Consider the following 15,158-nt stretch of genomic DNA (forward strand, 5'->3'; position numbering starts at 1 on the left):
CTTGGAGCCACCTCTATTCCATCGCGAATTAAAGCTTGTCTTCATTGCAGCGATCCCGTAAGCAAAGCGAATGGCTAAGCAAAATAAAATCTATAAACCCAAACCCGTAAGTGGTTTTCCTGAATGGTTGCCGGAATACCGCGCCGTTGAGCAGTGCTGGCTGGATAAAATCCGCGCCGTGTTTGAAAGCTATGGGTATTGTTCGATAGAGACGCCCGCCGTTGAGGAATTGGAGGTGATTGCCGCCAAGGGCGAGGATGTCGATAAAGAGATTTACGTGCTGGAGCGCTTGCAGGCCGACCCGGATGAGAAAAAAGATGCGCGGCTGGCGCTGCATTTCGACCAGACAGTGCCGCTGGCGCGCTATGTCGCACAGCATTTTGCCGATCTGACCTTTCCGTTCAAGCGTTACCAGATGCAAAAAGTCTGGCGCGGTGAGCGCCCGCAGATGGGCCGGATGCGTGAATTTTATCAGTGCGACATCGATGTCATCAATGTCGATTCCCTGCCGATTCACTTTGATGCAGAAGTCGCGGCGATCTGTTATGAGGCGCTCGAAGCGCTGGATATGGGTCGCGTGCAATTGCGGGTGAGTAATCGGAAGATTTTGATGGGGTTTTTGGAAAGCTTAAATGTTCCGGATAAAAAAACTAACGGCGAAACTACAGTCAAACTCTCAGATGAAACCAAAGCAGAAATTATAAGAGACATCGACAAGCTTGAGAAAATCGGAAAAAAAGTCTTGCTATCAAGACTCGAACAAACCCTTTTGGTGGTCGGAGAGTTAGGGTTTAATTTTCAGACATTTATAGAACCTTTTTTGAATCTTGCGGAAACTAAAATAAAGCCCGGTGCAAATATTCTGGAATTGTTTCAAAACAATAGCGAGATTGATTCAAGTAACGAAATGCTGCGTGAAGGGATTGAAGAACTTCAATTTGTACTGGACCAACTCGCCCACCTCCCTGAACATGCGGTGGTTGCCGACCTGTCCATCGTGCGAGGGCTCGATTATTACACCGGCACGGTCTACGAAACGCAACTGCTCGATGTGCCGGAATTTGTCGGTTCGGTGTGCAGCGGCGGGCGGTATGACGATCTGGCGGGCAGTTATATCAACAAGCACTTGCCCGGCGTGGGGATTTCAATCGGCTTTACGCGGCTGTTTGACGTACTGCGTCAGGCGGGCAAGATTGAACCGGGGCTGAAATCTCCGGCGGACGTGCTGGTGGTTTTACCATCGGAAGAGCGGCGCGATGAGGCCGCGCAGGCCGCGCGGACCCTGCGTGAACGTGGAGTGAAGGTCGAGCTGTATCACGCACCGCAAAAAGTCGGCAAGCAAATCGCTTATGCCGAGAAAAAAGGGATTCCGCATGTCTGGTTTCCGCCGTTTGAGGATGGACAGGCGCACGAAGTGAAAAATATGTCCACAGGTAAGCAGATGCAGGCCGATCCGAAAGAGTGGAATCCTGATGAATAGGTTTTTGTCATTGCGAACGCTAGTGAAGCAATCCAGAATCTGGATTGCCGCGTCGGCCTTCGCTCTCCTCGCAATGACGGTGATGTCTGCATTGGCGCAAGACGAAGAAGCTCAAACTAAGAAAGAACAGCCCGCTGAAGAACCGCAGGGGCATACATATTCCCCTGATTTTTGTGAATTTTCCGTGACTTTTCCCAGTGCCCCTTACGCTGCGCGGCGCTGTGAGGATGAGGGTAAAGATAGATGTTATGATCTGGTGAGCTACACGCAGGTTTACGAGATGTCCTCAACCATCAACTTTCGGATTATATGCAACCCGATTGATTCTGCCGTCTATGACGAATACAGCGCCGAGGTGATGCAGGCGACCTTGCGGGCCATGACACGCAAAACGGTTGTTGAGGAATATAATAGCGGTTTTCGTGAGGGTGACGGCTATAAGCAGGCAGGGCTTGCAGGCGCGGGCAAGGTTGGGCGCACACCGATGATTTATATCGCGCAGCTGTGGATTGGCAAACAATCGGCCTTTTCCGTTGAGGCGGAGTTGATCGGCGAGGCGCATGAGACGGCGGATCAGGCGTTTAGCGATATATTGAAAACCGTGCGTTACAGCGGCGTTAAAGATGTTGAGCCGCCGGTGAAGACCAAGGCACCGGAGCGGGATTAGGTTGCAAAAGATTTAATCCGTTCGACCATGGAGAAGAAGCCGTTACGGCGATTGGGGGAGAGGTTCTGGTCGAGGCCCATTTTGGCGAAGGCGGATTCGATGTCGATAGCGCCAAGTTTTGAAAGCTTTACACCCTGATAGGTTTTATCCAGAATCGCGATCAGACCCCGGACGATGTGGGCGTCGCTGTCAGCCTTGAAGTAAAATTCACCATCGCGAATTTCCGGGACAATCCAGACGCGCGAAGTACAGCCCCGGACCAGCGATTCATCGTTTTTCAGCGATACATCCATGGCGGGTAAAGCGCGCCCGAGATCAATGAGATAGCGGTAGCGCTCTTCCCAATCATCAAAAAGTGCGAGATCTTCTATCAGTTCATTCAAGGTTTCCTGACTCATGAGCAGTTGTATAACATTTATTTTCGGGAGAAAAACAACAAATTCATTATATAAGGCTTGCGCGCCTGCCTTCGCGTTCGCTAGATTGGGAGAGTAACATAAAGAATGGACCCCTCTTTCCATGAGCAAATCTTCAGATAAAACCGATAGCAAAAATACCCTGTATTGTTCTTTTTGCGGCAAAAGCCAGCATGAGGTGCGTAAGCTGATTGCTGGCCCGAATGTTTTCATTTGCAATGAATGCGTTGAGCTGTGCATGGATATTATCCGTGAAGAGGATAAGACACAGCTTGTTCGCGAAGGGGAAAATGTTCCTGCCCCGTCTGAGATCAAACAGGTTTTGGATGATTATGTAATTGGCCAGGAAGCTGCCAAGCGCGTGTTATCTGTGGCGGTGCATAACCATTACAAGCGTCTGGAGCATGGCGGAACTGGCTCAGGCAGCGATGTCGAGTTGGCGAAGTCAAACATCTTGCTGGTTGGTCCTACCGGTTGCGGTAAAACACTTTTGGCGCAAACACTCGCGCGTATTTTGGATGTACCTTTTACGATGGCCGATGCGACCACCCTGACCGAAGCAGGCTATGTGGGTGAAGATGTGGAAAATATTGTGCTCAAATTGCTACAAGCCAGTGATTACAATGTTGAGCGCGCGCAAAAAGGGATTGTGTATATTGATGAGATCGACAAAATTTCGCGCAAGTCTGATAACCCGTCGATTACCCGCGATGTGTCTGGAGAAGGTGTGCAGCAGGCCTTGCTAAAACTCATGGAAGGCACGGTGGCCTCTGTGCCGCCGCAGGGCGGGCGCAAGCACCCGCAGCAGGAATTTTTGCAGGTTGATACGGCCAACATCCTGTTTATTGCCGGGGGTGCGTTTGCGGGCCTTGACAAAGTGATCGCGGCGCGGGGGCGAGGCACAACAATTGGGTTTGGCGCGGATGTCAAAGATTTGGATGAGCGCGGCATTGGCGAGCTATTTAAGGAACTGGAGCCAGAAGATCTGCTCAAATACGGGCTCATTCCTGAATTTGTTGGGCGTTTGCCGGTGATTGCGACGCTGGAAGATCTGGATGAAGATGCACTGATCACCATTTTAACCGAACCGAAAAATGCACTGGTCAAGCAATATAAGAAGCTGTTTGACATTGAAGGTGTTGAGCTTACCTTCGAAGATTCCGCTTTAACGGCAATCGCCAAGAAGGCCATTGAACGCAAAACCGGGGCGCGGGGTTTGCGCTCCATTTTAGAGAATCTGTTGCTGGATACGATGTTTGAGCTTCCTGATATTGAGGGGCTGGAAGAGGTTATCATCAACAAGAAGACGGTAGAGGATGGCAAAGACCCGGTCATGGTGATCGCTGACGATAAGAAGAAAAAGAAAAAACCGGCCGGTAAAAAGGACAAAGAAGCGGCGAAGGCTTAAGCCCCAGTATGCGGCCTTATGTGTAAAAGTCATAACTTAATCTGACGATTATGAATTATCGGCCAGCCAGCGCTTCTTGAGGCGCGCTGTCCGATAATTCTTGCACGTTATCGATATTTTTCGATTGTGCAAGCTCTTTGGCATCCCGGAAGGTTTGCATTGGGGGTTTGCCGTAGCAGTATTTCCCGGAATGAGGCCGCGTTTCATTATATTTTCGCAGCCATTCATCGACGTCCGTTTGCAGCTCTTCGAGGCTGTAATACAGCTTTTTGCGGAAGGCGATGTCGTAGAACTCCTGCTTCATGGTGCGGTGGAACCGCTCGCAGATACCATTGGTTTGCGGAGAGTTTGCCTTCGTTCTGGTGTGATCGATATTTTCGATTCCCAGATAAAGCTGATAGGCGTGGTTCTCGGCTTTGCCGCAATATTCCGTGCCGCGGTCGGTAAGGATACGCAGCAGCACAAGCCCTTCTTCTGCGAAGAACGGCAGGACCGTGCCGTTAAGTGTATCGGCCGCCGTGATGGCGGTCTTCTCGGTATAGAGCCGGGCAAAGGCCACGCGGGAATAGGTATCGACAAAGGTTTGCTGATAAATCCGGCCCACGCCCTTGATGTTGCCGACATAGTAAGTATCCTGCGATCCCAGATAGCCCGGATGTTCGCTCTCAATCTCACCATGGGCCTCGCGCTGTGATTTTTGTTTTTCCAGCGCGGCGAGTTGTTCTTCGGTCAGGATGATGCCGTCTTGGGCAACCTTGGCTTCCAGCGCATTGAGGCGCTTCTTCATGGTCTCCAGATCGTTGCGCAGCCATACCGAACGGATGCCACCGGGCGAGATCAAAATGCCTTTTTTACGCAGTTCGTTAGCCGCACGTTGCTGGCCGTAGGCCGGAAACTCAACGGCGATCTCAATGCAGGCCCGCTCCACGCTTTCCGCCACGCGGTTCTTCAAGATCGGCTTCTTGCGGCTGATCTCGATCAGCGCTTCTTCTCCGCCGTTCTCGTACAGTTCACGATAGCGATAGAACGTATCACGGCTATAGCCCATGACTTTGCAGGCTTGCGAAACATTGCCCAATTGCTTGGCAAGCTCCAATACGCCCAGTTTCGGTTTGATGATTTTTTCCTGATAACTGCTCATGTCTGACACTCCTTTGCTTTTAAATGCAGTTTGTAAAGAATGTCAGATCAAGTCTCAACTAATACACCTTATGTGCCTACACCGGATCGTAGACCATTCCACCTTTCCAAAGACTGTAATCAATAAGCGTCTTGCGCAGTTCCCCTGCGTGGTACTGGTTGATGGTTCCGTATAAAAATTCTTCTTTTACAGCTTTAAGCCACGCGATTTTTTCGGATCTCAGTCCTACATTTTGCTCTTTAAGGCGTTCCGCTTCTTCACGTCTTTTTGCGAAATCTTCTTCGCCAAATAAAGCGCTTCTCAAAATATCTGATCGTGAAGGATGGCGTAATCTTCTCAGCTCTGTTGCCTCGATTTCTCCTGCACGATATTTCAGGACACCAAGATATCGCGCCGTCTGTTCCAAATTACACGCACCATCATCGCTCCCCCACGGCGTTGGATGCTGGTGCGTTCCCGGCTGAACATTAAAGCGCCGACATAATGTGAGTTTTTCCCTTTCGGACAGCAGCTCTAGGGCACCCCATGTTTTTTCTGCGAGTTGTTCTTGCTCTGCGGCGACTAGAGGATCTTCTGCATTCGGATCTATAAAAAGAGCCATAGGATCAGCGACCTCGAAACGCGAATCAATATCTGCATCATAAAGCGGATTATCCCGCCTTCGTTCCTTTGCTGCATAAATCTCCGATGAGCTAATGGTTCCACCGAGAAGGCGACTATGGAACTTATGACGCATTGACAGGGAAAACGATGATGCAATATCATCCTCTTCTACCTTACTCAGCGCAGCCCCCCTTTCAATTTCAGCGTTTTCGATGGCCTTCAGAATCTTGGACATGTGGTCATTTTTAAAAAGCTGGGGGAGGACGCCTTCCATCCCCATCTTCACGCCCCATTCTGCTCCATTCGTCACATAGGCGTTTAATGTTGTGTCTTTCTGTGCAGAGGGGCGCTTATGGTAGGCCTCTATACCCCTCAATACTCCGCACATCTTTCCACTCTTCCAGACCCCCACCAACGCGAAATCGAGAATGTCGTTTAATGTTACGTGCTTTTGAAATTTACGATATGTCGGGTACTGTTTTTTAATGATTAACCTGGACTTGTCTATTAATAAACGCTCAAGAGCTTTTTCATCGCTCTTTTCAACCCAGTCCCTTACAAGCGCATCTTCCTGTGCCCGCGATAGGCGCGGGTATTGTCGTGGATCGGCTATGTCCGCTAATCTTCGCAGCAACGCCCTTTGCGTTTCTCCATCGTTATCTACCCTACTGACCTCATCTAATTGGTCAAATTTGCCCTTCATCGCCACCTCTTCCAATACCTTAAATGATGGTTCGCACCCTACACGACCTATTTTATTATGTCAATATATTGTTTATTAATAAGTCTGTATGCTTTTTCATTTTGTGTTCATGCTTTTGTGCTTAAAATAATGTAGCATCAAGTTTGATGTTATTGATTCACAGGGGAGATTACTCACAATGTCACAAGCTGCCAAAATCATGCCGGAGCCAAACAAGAAATACCGCCTCATCACGCGCAGTGATATGGATGGGCTGGTATGTGGTATTTTGCTGAAAGAACTAGACCTCATTGACGATGTGACTTTTGCTCACCCTAAAGACATGCAAGACGGGCTCATTGATGTAGGGCCGGACGATATAACCACGAACCTTCCTTACGTCGAGGGCGCTTATCTGGCCTTTGATCACCATGCCAGCGAGACAGAGCGTCTGGATAAAATTGCTCCCAACCATATCATTGATGCGAGTGCGCCGTCAGCCGCGCGCGTGGTTTATGATTATTTTGGTGGCGAAGAGAAATTCCCTCATGTATCTTTGGATATGATGGAGGCAGTTGATAAGGCCGATTCTGCAAAATTTACGAAAGAAGACATTCTTAACCCTGACGGTTGGGAGCTTTTAAGCTTTATCATGGATGCGCGTACAGGCCTTGGGCGCTTCCGCGATTTTAATATCTCAAATTATCAATTGATGATGAAGCTAATAGAGCATTGTCGTAATCATGAAACGATTGAGCAAATTCTGGAGTTACAGGATGTTAAGGAGCGCGTTGACCTGTATTTTGATCATCAGATCAAATTTCGGGAGCAGATTGAGCGTTGCTCGGTTGTCCACGGCAACCTCGTGGTGCTGGACTTGCGCAAGGAAGAAACTATTTGGGCAGGAAACCGCTTTGTGATTTACGCCTTGTTCCCGCATGCTAATATTTCCGCTCACATTTTGTGGGGTAAGAACAAGCAAAATACTGTGTTTGCTATCGGAAAATCTATCCTGAACCGTACCAGCAACACGGACATCGGCCAGATGTGCTTAAGCTATGGCGGTGGCGGGCATAATGCAGCCGGGACCTGTCAGGTTGAGAACCTGAAAGCCGAAGAGCTGTTGCAGGAAATTATCAAGAAAATCCGGGCTGATGGCTAATTTTACTGTGAGCCTGCATGAAGTGCATGTGTGGATATTATGTTTCATATTTCCCCCGGTGATGTAATTGGTGTGATGGCACCGTCTTCCTATGTGGAGAAGGACGATATTGAAAAGTCGAAGGCGCTGTTGGAAAGTAAGGGGTATGACGTTTTTATTCACCCTCAGACCTTTGCACGCCAAAACCAGTCTGCTGGCACCCACAAGGATAAGCTTGATGCTCTTCACTCGCTTTATGCTGATGAGAGTATTCGCGCAATTTGGGCCGCCGGTGGTGGAAACCGGTCACTTTATTTGCTGGACGATCTGGACTATGAGCTCATCGCAAAGAAACCGAAACCCCTGATTGGTTTCAGCGATGCGAGTGCGCTTTTGAATGCTATTTACGCCAACACCGGGATTGAGGGCTTTCATGCGCAAGTCTTCAAACGTTTGCACGATTTTGAACAGCTTGATGAAACGCTCTGCGCCCTGTCAGGGAAATGCTCTTCTATGCCCATGGAAGAGGCGCTTATCCTTCGGTCTGGCCACGCCGAAGGGGTTATAATCGGCGGATGCCTGAGTTTGTTTCACTATCTGCCCGGCACCAATGATTGTCCCAATATGCAAGGTGCCATTTTATTACTTGAAGATAGCAGTGATGAAATAAGCCGGTTTGACCGCATGTTTGCGCACATGAAGCGCATGGGTGTCTTTGAGCAGATCGGCGGTCTGGTCCTGGGTGAGTTTCACGATACAAAAGATAGCGTACGCCCCTTTGGATTCTCGCTTGAGGATATTGTATTAGAAGCCCTTGATGGCAGGGACATTCCCATTATTTTCAATGCCCCATTTGGCCACGGTAAAAATTTATGGCCAGTACCAATCGGAAGAAACGGCATCTTGGATACTACTGCAATGAACTTACGTTTTACAAACTTGTGCTAGACACCCCCTTTCGTCTCCACAAGAAGACTTGTATAAAATATGCGCCTTTATGAGAGTGCATGAGATATACATGCTATTTAAAAAATAATTAAAAGCTTGTTATAAAACAATAATTTTAAATTTTGACATATTTGGCGCTCTATCCTAATCTGACAAAAAAATGGAGATTGCCTGCTGTTGTATTTCATTTAATCGTTATATAACAATGCTTTATAAAAAATTATTTGACAAGTGACTTTTTTAAACGCATATATTAGATAATCAAAATAAAAATAGCAGGGACTGAGTTAGAGATGAAGTATGAGAGCGTATGCTCGCATGGCTCGTTCACCAGTTGGGGATCTGGATTTAAATATCATTATGAAGCGTGTGATTGCGCCATTGATGTAACCTCCGCAGATGGACATAGGGCACTGGCGAGACTAAAACCGGGTAGTCAGATATGCTGCGATCCGTTTTCTTATATCGAAATATTGAATAAAACAAATCAAATCAAAGCTCTGATGTATAGCGGCAATACGACAACAAATTTGGCTGATACGCTTGACGATGCACGGCTGAGAGAGGTGGCCCCAAGAATTCGGACAGTGAGTTAAGCTACGATCTATGACCGAAGGAGGGTCATGGATTATGAGCAAGACAAGGAAGAACTACCCGGCGAAGTTTAAAGCGCAGGTTGCGCTGGCGGCGTTGCGGGAGGACGCGCCGATCACGGAGCTGTCATCCCGTTACGGGGTGCATGCGACGGTCATTCACCGTTGGAAGAAGGAGGCTCTGGCTGCGCTGGAGGCGGGTTTTGCGGGCAAGCTGGAATCGCGAGCGGACGCGCATAACGCCGAGGTCAGGGACTTGCACGCCAAGATCGGACAGCTGACAGTGGAACGTGATTTTTTAGCCGATGCCTCCGCCCGGTTGCGGTCCGGGGGCGGCAGGAAATGGTAGACCCGTCCAATGACAATATCGGCATCGCGGCGCAGTGCCGGTTGCTGGGGATCAGCCGCTCTGGCTGGTATTACGAGCGGCGCGGGGAGAGCGCGGACAATTTGGCGCTGATGCGGCTGATTGACGCGCAATTCCTGCAAACCCCGTTTTACGGATCCCGTCAGATGGCCCGGCATCTGCGCCGTCAGGGGTACGAGGTAGGCCGCACCCGCGTGCGGCGTCTGATGCGCCTGATGGGAATCGAGGCGGTCTATCAAAGGCCGCGCACTTCGATGCCGCATCCCGGCCACCGGATTTATCCCTACCGGCTCAAGGGGCTCACGATCACCCGCCCGAACCATGTATGGTGCGCGGATATCACGTACATCCCTGTCAAACGCGGGTTTTTGTATCTGGTAGCGATCATGGACTGGGCCAGCCGGAAGGTGCTGGCCTGGCGGCTGTCGAACACGATGGAAACGCGCTTTTGCGTGGAGGCGCTGGAGGAAGCCATCGCCCGCTACGGGCCGCCGGAGATCTTCAATACCGATCAGGGCAGCCAGTTCACGGCGGACGCGTGGACGGGCGTCCTGAAAGAAAACGGGATCGCGATCTCGATGGACGGCAAGGGCCGCTGGATGGACAATGTGTTCATCGAGCGGCTGTGGCGGAGTCTGAAATATGAATGCGTGTATCTGAACGCGTTCGAGAGCGGCCTGCAAGCCAGGCGGGATATCGGGCGCTGGCTGGCGTTTTACAACGCGCAGAGGCCGCATTCGGTATTTGATGGACAAACCCCGGACGACGTTTATGATGAACGAAATTTTGTTTCTCCGGCCTCGGGCTTGCCGCCTCCGCCTAACGGCTCCGGCGGCCGCGCCCTTCACCCGGAGAAACAAAACCACAGGCAGGCGGCATGACAATAACCAACCGATCGTAGCTTAACTTCGCCGCAAAGCTGGCCGAAGAACCGAGACCACCTCTGAGCAGCCTGATAAAAATTACAGGATATATTTCGTACATGGCCCTTTACGGGCTGCATTGCAAGGATTTTGATCATTTTTCGACGCTGTTTTGTCGAGATTTCAATCTTAAGAGCCTAATAATTAAACGGCTTTCCTCAGATAGTCAGGAAAAGAGCTTTTATCTTGCCAGCATTACCACACAACACAATAATTCGGTGTGTGCAAGATCTGATAATTTATCCGGCCTGACGACTTTGTTATCAAATAAAATTTTGAGTGATCTTATCGCGGTAGAATTTGGATTAAATCGCGATAGTTCTGCACAAAATTTATTGGGTGCGGCGTCTAAACTAGCAACAATCGGGCGCGTTCTGGACAATAATTTTATTCCGGAAGAAAAGTTGAAACGTATAAAAAAACTTGAAAAACCTGAAACTATCAACAGGATGTAAAGTTATTAAAAACAGTACATTGGCTCTGTTTGTTAATAAAAATTTTTAAGACTTTATTAAGTTTTTGTTGAAAATTTGTGAAATTTTAGGTACCATCTGGCTTCACGTTTAAACAAGACATTGTTTTGTGAATGGCGAAAGTGCTTATCCGGGGCGGACTCGGTGCGCTGTGGTGTGGGCCTTTTGTCAATAAACATAACAACAAAAAGAAGGTGCATTGAACATGGCTAATGATAATTTTGACTTCACTGCTGGAACCTCCGTTGTATACCCTGCACATGGCGTAGGCGTTATCGAAGGGATCGAAACCCAGAATATTGGCGGCATGGAAGTCAGCCTTTATGCTATTTCTTTTGAAAAAGACCGTATGCGCCTTAAAATTCCTGTGATGAAAGCCGAGGCTGCGGGCCTGCGCAAACTCAGCTCTACGGATCGTATGGGCGATGCGCTAAAAACACTGAAAGGCAAAGCCCGCGTACGGCGTACAATGTGGAGCCGCCGCGCACAGGAATACGAAATGAAGATTAATTCCGGTGATCCCGTCGCGATTGCAGAAGTTCTGCGCGATCTGAAACGTAGTAATGACGATAGCGAGCAATCTTACAGCGAACGTCAAATCTATCAATCAGCACTGGAGCGTTTGGCACGCGAAGTGGCGGCGGTTGAGAAAATTACCGAGGGCAAAGCAATAGAACGCCTTGAAGACATTATGGGTGTTCCAAAAGAAATGCCTCTGGAAGACAAGCAAGCCGCTTAAGAGTGGGCTTCTCTTACATTTACCTGAAATTTTAATCGGGCGCATGGATAAGTTTTTAGGCTTTCTATGCGCCTGATTTTATTATATACTGACTTTGATTCTGGGAACTCTTCCCGCCCTCACCTTTTTTCGGTCACCGAAAAGTCACCCACGAGAACGAACGCAAACGTGAATATGGTTTGGAAAGATTCTGATTCTATCTCCTCAATGGGCACACCCCATATAGTATGGAGCATTCCTGCTATTCACGCAGATCTAGTACAGCTTGTGCGCTTGCATGATATGATTTTTAGTCGGATCAAGCCGGGTGACCGGATCATTTATCATGGTAATTACACAGGCTATGGTGAGCGTGCGGTAGCGTGCCTTGATGAAATTCTGGCCTTTCGGCGGATGGTGTTGGCGCTGCCGGGGATGCTGCCGTCTGATATTGTTTATCTGCGCGGGCAGCAGGAACTTATCTGGGAAAAGCTGTTACAGATTCAATTTGCGCCCGACCCGACCAATGTTTTGCTGTGGATGTTAGGGAACGGTCTGACCAACACGCTTTATGATTATGGGCTGTCGCCGCATGACGGGATTGATGCCTGCAAGACCGGTATTATGGGCCTGACGAAATGGACAAACTCGATCCGCAAGGCGCTGCGAGCGCATCCGGGCCATGAAACCTTTATGAACCAGCTCAAACGTATGGCTGTTACGGATAAGAGCGCCCCTGCCCCGATGCTGTTTGTTCATGCAGGGCTAAATATCGAACGCGCCTTGCATGAGCAAGGCGATGATATTTGGTGGGCAACGGATAATTTTAGAAAAATAGAGCACCCTTACGCGCCCTTTACCAAAGTTGTTCGCGGATTTGATCCTGATCATGGCGGCATGTATCTTAACGGCGTCAGCGCCACGGTTGATGACGGGTGCGGCTTTGGCGGACAGTTAATCAGCGTCGGGTTTGATCCTGATGGCGCGGCGGCGCATATACTTGAGGCCTAGGGCTTTTTGAGCCTGCCGCATCGACGAATTTCAAAAAAAATATTACTTTTTGTTAACTTTTTTGTGTTTTGAGCGAATGCAAATGCAAGCGGCATACGTAAGTTTTACGTGCCTACATAAAAGGAGGATGAATTTTATGACGTATATTGATGATCCGCAGACACAAAAAGCGAATATGGATTATATTCGCTGTTCTATGGGTGAGCCTTTGTTGGAAAAAGGCCATGAGTTGGACTTGGCGCGGCAATGGCGTGACAAAAAAGATGAGCGCGCGCTGCATAAGCTTGTGAAGTCTTATACACGGCTGGTGATTTCAGTGGCCTCGCGCTTTCGTAATTATGGCTTGCCGATGGGTGACCTTATTCAGGAAGGCAATGTCGGGTTGATGCTGGCCGCTGAGCGTTTTGATCCGGAGCGTGATATTCGTTTTTCGACCTATGCGACGTGGTGGATCCGCGCGAGCATCCAGGATTATGTACTGCGGAACTGGTCGATTGTACGCACCGGCACGACATCGGCTCAGAAATCGCTGTTTTTTAATTACCGCCGTTTGCGTGCAAAGGTTGAGCGCGCCGCCGATCATGAGGGCCTTAATGATGATAGCCGGGTGCAAATTGCCAATGAGTTGAACATCAAGGTCAAGGATGTAGAGGCTATGGAAGGCCGTTTGTCTGGCACAGATCAATCGCTGAATGCCCATATTGGTCAGGACGGCGAGGATGAGTGGCAGAGCCTGCTGAGTGATGAGCGGCCAAACCCGGAAGAAGTTGCGTTGCATGTTGTAGATTCTGAGGCGCGATCGAGATGGTTGAACAATGCACTGCACGATCTGAGTGATCGGGAGCAGACTATTATCCGCCAGCGGCATTTGGGACAGGAGGTCGTGACGCTTGAGGCGCTTGGTAAAGAGTTGGGCGTGAGTAAGGAGCGTGTGCGCCAGCTTGAAGTGCGAGCGATGGAAAAGCTGAAAACATCAATCGAAAACCAAGCCGATATCGGCCCAGAATTGTTTTCCGGCGGACTACCGTATTAAACCTTAAAGGTTTCCTTTCCCCAGCTGCACTAACTGATCGGCACCTCTCTTCCCCTTAAGTGTCGGTCAGTTTTTATGCGGATATTCGATTTATTCTACGATTTTCTTGTACATCCATCCGGTCTGCAACGGCTCGCCTGCCCTCAAGCCGTTGAGGACAAGGAAACGTTCTTCCTGAAGATTTGTAAAAGGCTGACGGCGAACGATTGATGCTACGCTATCGCCGGATTGGGCGATGAACGTTTGCAAGCGATATGGATGCACAGAGTTTTTCTCTTTATCGCTCATAGAGCGGAAGCTATAGGTCGCCGCCTTTAAGCCTTCGAGCTGCGCGGCTGGAGCGCCCGCCGGAATCGCCATCTGGAAGCGGGCAAAGCGATCACCATATGCAATCGCCACCAAGCGGATCGTCACAGGACGGCCATTAATATTTCCGGCAAAACTAGCCGTTGCGCCTGTGCGGCCATGTACATTGATGGATTCAAGACCTTGCAACTGGCGATCATCGACCCAGCTTTGCACATAGCTGCGCGGGTCAAGCCCTTGCTTATTTGCCGCCATATCGAAGATCAGAACTGCGCCGTTGCTTGCGCTCGCGGTGATTTGGGCGGGGCTGTTTTTCAAATTAAAGCCTGCGGGCACGGTGAAGGTAAAGTCCATTTTCGGGTGATAAAAACTTTGGCCGCGAACGAACCCTTGGGCGGCGCTATCTCCATAAATCATGCCGTTAATGATATTGAGGTGGGCATTCCGATTCACCTGCCCGCCACTAGGATAATTGCGGGCTTGCGTGCGCGTTTGCGCAACGCGGTCGGCGGTGGCCGGGTGAGTTGAAAAATAGCTAAAGCCGTTTGCATTACCATTGCCTGCCAGGCGGCTGTCGAGGTCTGATTGTGCCTTTAATGAACTCAGGAATTTAGCCATCGCATCTACATCGTAACCGCCATGAGTCATGTAGCGCAGCCCCAGTGCGTCGGCTTCGCTTTCCTGCCCACGGGAATAGGCGCTTAAGTAGAGGTTCGCGCCGACGCCCAATGCTTGCGAGGCTCCATCACTACCCAGCACAGCGGAGAGCACCCCTGCGCCCAGTGTGGTAACTACGCCGCGTGAATAGCGCTCTGCGGAATGACGCCCGGTGATGTGTCCAGTTTCATGGGCCAGTACGGCGGCGAGTTCGGCCTCACTGTTTGCCAATGCCAGCAGTCCACGCGAAACATAGATATAGCCGCCCGGCAGTGCAAAAGCGTTGACGATGGGACTGTCGAGAACAAAAAATTTATACTGAACATCGGGGCGTTCGGTTTTGGTGGTGACCTTTCGACCGACGCTGGTGACGTAGGCATTAACCCTTGCATCTTCATAAAAGCCGAATTGCTGGGCGATCTTTTGATGCTCGGATGCGCCAACCTGCACTTCTTGCTGGGGCGACATCAAAGCGGTGAATTGTTGCTGTCCTGTGGCAGGATTGGTGGAGCACCCCGTCAGTGCGGCAGTCAAAAAAACGTTTAAAACTGCAAAGAAAACCTTGAAACGTCGCATCACATCCATCCACTG

Annotated in this window: 13 protein-coding genes and 1 pseudogene; 10 read left to right on the forward strand and 4 right to left on the reverse strand. The window is 49.7% G+C overall.

Annotation, left to right across the window (positions count from 1 at the left end; genetic code table 11):
* Nucleotides 1-70: 70 nt before the first annotated feature.
* Nucleotides 71-1,480, forward strand: coding sequence for a histidine--tRNA ligase (gene hisS / locus H6859_04230; protein ID USO06399.1), 1,410 nt, complete (start codon nt 71-73; stop codon nt 1,478-1,480).
* Nucleotides 1,473-2,147 carry a hypothetical protein gene (locus tag H6859_04235; protein ID USO06400.1) on the forward strand — a complete coding sequence of 225 codons (675 nt, stop codon included), beginning with the start codon at nt 1,473-1,475 and terminating at the stop codon, nt 2,145-2,147. The genes hisS and H6859_04235 overlap by 8 nt, the downstream gene beginning before the upstream one ends.
* Here the strand turns inward: H6859_04235 and H6859_04240 are convergent.
* Nucleotides 2,144-2,545, reverse strand: coding sequence for a SufE family protein (locus tag H6859_04240; GenBank protein ID USO06401.1), 402 nt, complete (start codon nt 2,543-2,545; stop codon nt 2,144-2,146). The two genes, H6859_04235 and H6859_04240, sit on opposite strands and share 4 nt — an antisense overlap.
* 121 nt (nt 2,546-2,666) lie before the next feature.
* On the opposite strand from H6859_04240, the gene clpX reads away from it, so the two are divergent.
* On the forward strand, nt 2,667-3,971 hold the full coding sequence (gene clpX / locus H6859_04245; protein ID USO06402.1) for an ATP-dependent Clp protease ATP-binding subunit ClpX: 1,305 nt from the start codon (nt 2,667-2,669) through the stop codon (nt 3,969-3,971).
* A gap of 55 nt (nt 3,972-4,026) precedes the next feature.
* On the opposite strand, the gene H6859_04250 is transcribed toward clpX, so the two are convergent.
* Both H6859_04250 and H6859_04255 read right to left on the reverse strand, forming a co-directional pair.
* The gene (locus H6859_04250) at nt 4,027-5,112 is read right to left on the reverse strand and encodes an IS481 family transposase (GenBank protein USO06403.1); all 1,086 of its coding nucleotides are present in this window, start codon (nt 5,110-5,112) and stop codon (nt 4,027-4,029) included.
* A gap of 76 nt (nt 5,113-5,188) precedes the next feature.
* Nucleotides 5,189-6,418 carry a hypothetical protein gene (locus tag H6859_04255; GenBank protein ID USO06404.1) on the reverse strand — a complete coding sequence of 410 codons (1,230 nt, stop codon included), beginning with the start codon at nt 6,416-6,418 and terminating at the stop codon, nt 5,189-5,191.
* Nucleotides 6,419-6,596: 178 nt separating this feature from the next.
* Between H6859_04255 and H6859_04260 the strand changes: the two genes are divergently transcribed.
* The 7 genes and pseudogenes from H6859_04260 to H6859_04290 all read left to right on the forward strand — a co-directional run bounded on the left by H6859_04260 (nt 6,597) and on the right by H6859_04290 (nt 13,604).
* Complete coding sequence (locus H6859_04260; protein ID USO06405.1) at nt 6,597-7,559, forward strand: exopolyphosphatase; 963 nt, start codon at nt 6,597-6,599, stop codon at nt 7,557-7,559.
* Nucleotides 7,560-7,598: 39 nt separating this feature from the next.
* A complete protein-coding gene (locus tag H6859_04265; GenBank protein ID USO06406.1) occupies nt 7,599-8,486 on the forward strand; it encodes an LD-carboxypeptidase in 888 nt (295 codons plus the stop codon).
* A 630-nt stretch (nt 8,487-9,116) separates the two neighbouring features.
* Nucleotides 9,117-10,222, forward strand: a pseudogene (locus tag H6859_04270) (IS3 family transposase).
* A gap of 206 nt (nt 10,223-10,428) precedes the next feature.
* Entirely contained in the window at nt 10,429-10,824 is a 396-nt protein-coding gene (locus tag H6859_04275) for a hypothetical protein (protein ID USO06407.1), read from the forward strand.
* 223 nt (nt 10,825-11,047) lie between these two features.
* Complete coding sequence (locus H6859_04280; protein ID USO06408.1) at nt 11,048-11,581, forward strand: CarD family transcriptional regulator; 534 nt, start codon at nt 11,048-11,050, stop codon at nt 11,579-11,581.
* A 207-nt stretch (nt 11,582-11,788) separates the two neighbouring features.
* Entirely contained in the window at nt 11,789-12,571 is a 783-nt protein-coding gene (locus H6859_04285) for a hypothetical protein (protein ID USO06689.1), read from the forward strand.
* A 136-nt stretch (nt 12,572-12,707) separates the two neighbouring features.
* A complete protein-coding gene (locus H6859_04290; protein USO06409.1) occupies nt 12,708-13,604 on the forward strand; it encodes an RNA polymerase factor sigma-32 in 897 nt (298 codons plus the stop codon).
* 90 nt (nt 13,605-13,694) lie between these two features.
* On the opposite strand, the gene H6859_04295 is transcribed toward H6859_04290, so the two are convergent.
* Nucleotides 13,695-15,143, reverse strand: coding sequence for a M48 family metalloprotease (locus H6859_04295; protein ID USO06410.1), 1,449 nt, complete (start codon nt 15,141-15,143; stop codon nt 13,695-13,697).
* Between the last annotated feature and the right edge of the window lie 15 nt (nt 15,144-15,158).

The organism is Rhodospirillales bacterium (genome assembly GCA_023898785.1).
GTDB lineage: Bacteria > Pseudomonadota > Alphaproteobacteria > Micavibrionales > Micavibrionaceae > TMED27.

Bases quoted from the DNA above. Each gene is read 5' to 3' on its own strand.
- hisS (USO06399.1), top strand. From the start codon at position 71: ATGGCTAAGCAAAATAAAATCTATAAACCCAAACCCGTAAGTGGTTTT.
- H6859_04235 (USO06400.1), top strand. From the start codon at position 1,473: ATGAATAGGTTTTTGTCATTGCGAACGCTAGTGAAGCAATCCAGAATC.
- H6859_04240 (USO06401.1), bottom strand. From the start codon at position 2,545: ATGAGTCAGGAAACCTTGAATGAACTGATAGAAGATCTCGCACTTTTT.
- clpX (USO06402.1), top strand. From the start codon at position 2,667: ATGAGCAAATCTTCAGATAAAACCGATAGCAAAAATACCCTGTATTGT.
- H6859_04250 (USO06403.1), bottom strand. From the start codon at position 5,112: ATGAGCAGTTATCAGGAAAAAATCATCAAACCGAAACTGGGCGTATTG.
- H6859_04255 (USO06404.1), bottom strand. From the start codon at position 6,418: ATGAAGGGCAAATTTGACCAATTAGATGAGGTCAGTAGGGTAGATAAC.
- H6859_04260 (USO06405.1), top strand. From the start codon at position 6,597: ATGTCACAAGCTGCCAAAATCATGCCGGAGCCAAACAAGAAATACCGC.
- H6859_04265 (USO06406.1), top strand. From the start codon at position 7,599: ATGTTTCATATTTCCCCCGGTGATGTAATTGGTGTGATGGCACCGTCT.
- H6859_04275 (USO06407.1), top strand. From the start codon at position 10,429: ATGGCCCTTTACGGGCTGCATTGCAAGGATTTTGATCATTTTTCGACG.
- H6859_04280 (USO06408.1), top strand. From the start codon at position 11,048: ATGGCTAATGATAATTTTGACTTCACTGCTGGAACCTCCGTTGTATAC.
- H6859_04285 (USO06689.1), top strand. From the start codon at position 11,789: ATGGGCACACCCCATATAGTATGGAGCATTCCTGCTATTCACGCAGAT.
- H6859_04290 (USO06409.1), top strand. From the start codon at position 12,708: ATGACGTATATTGATGATCCGCAGACACAAAAAGCGAATATGGATTAT.
- H6859_04295 (USO06410.1), bottom strand. From the start codon at position 15,143: ATGCGACGTTTCAAGGTTTTCTTTGCAGTTTTAAACGTTTTTTTGACT.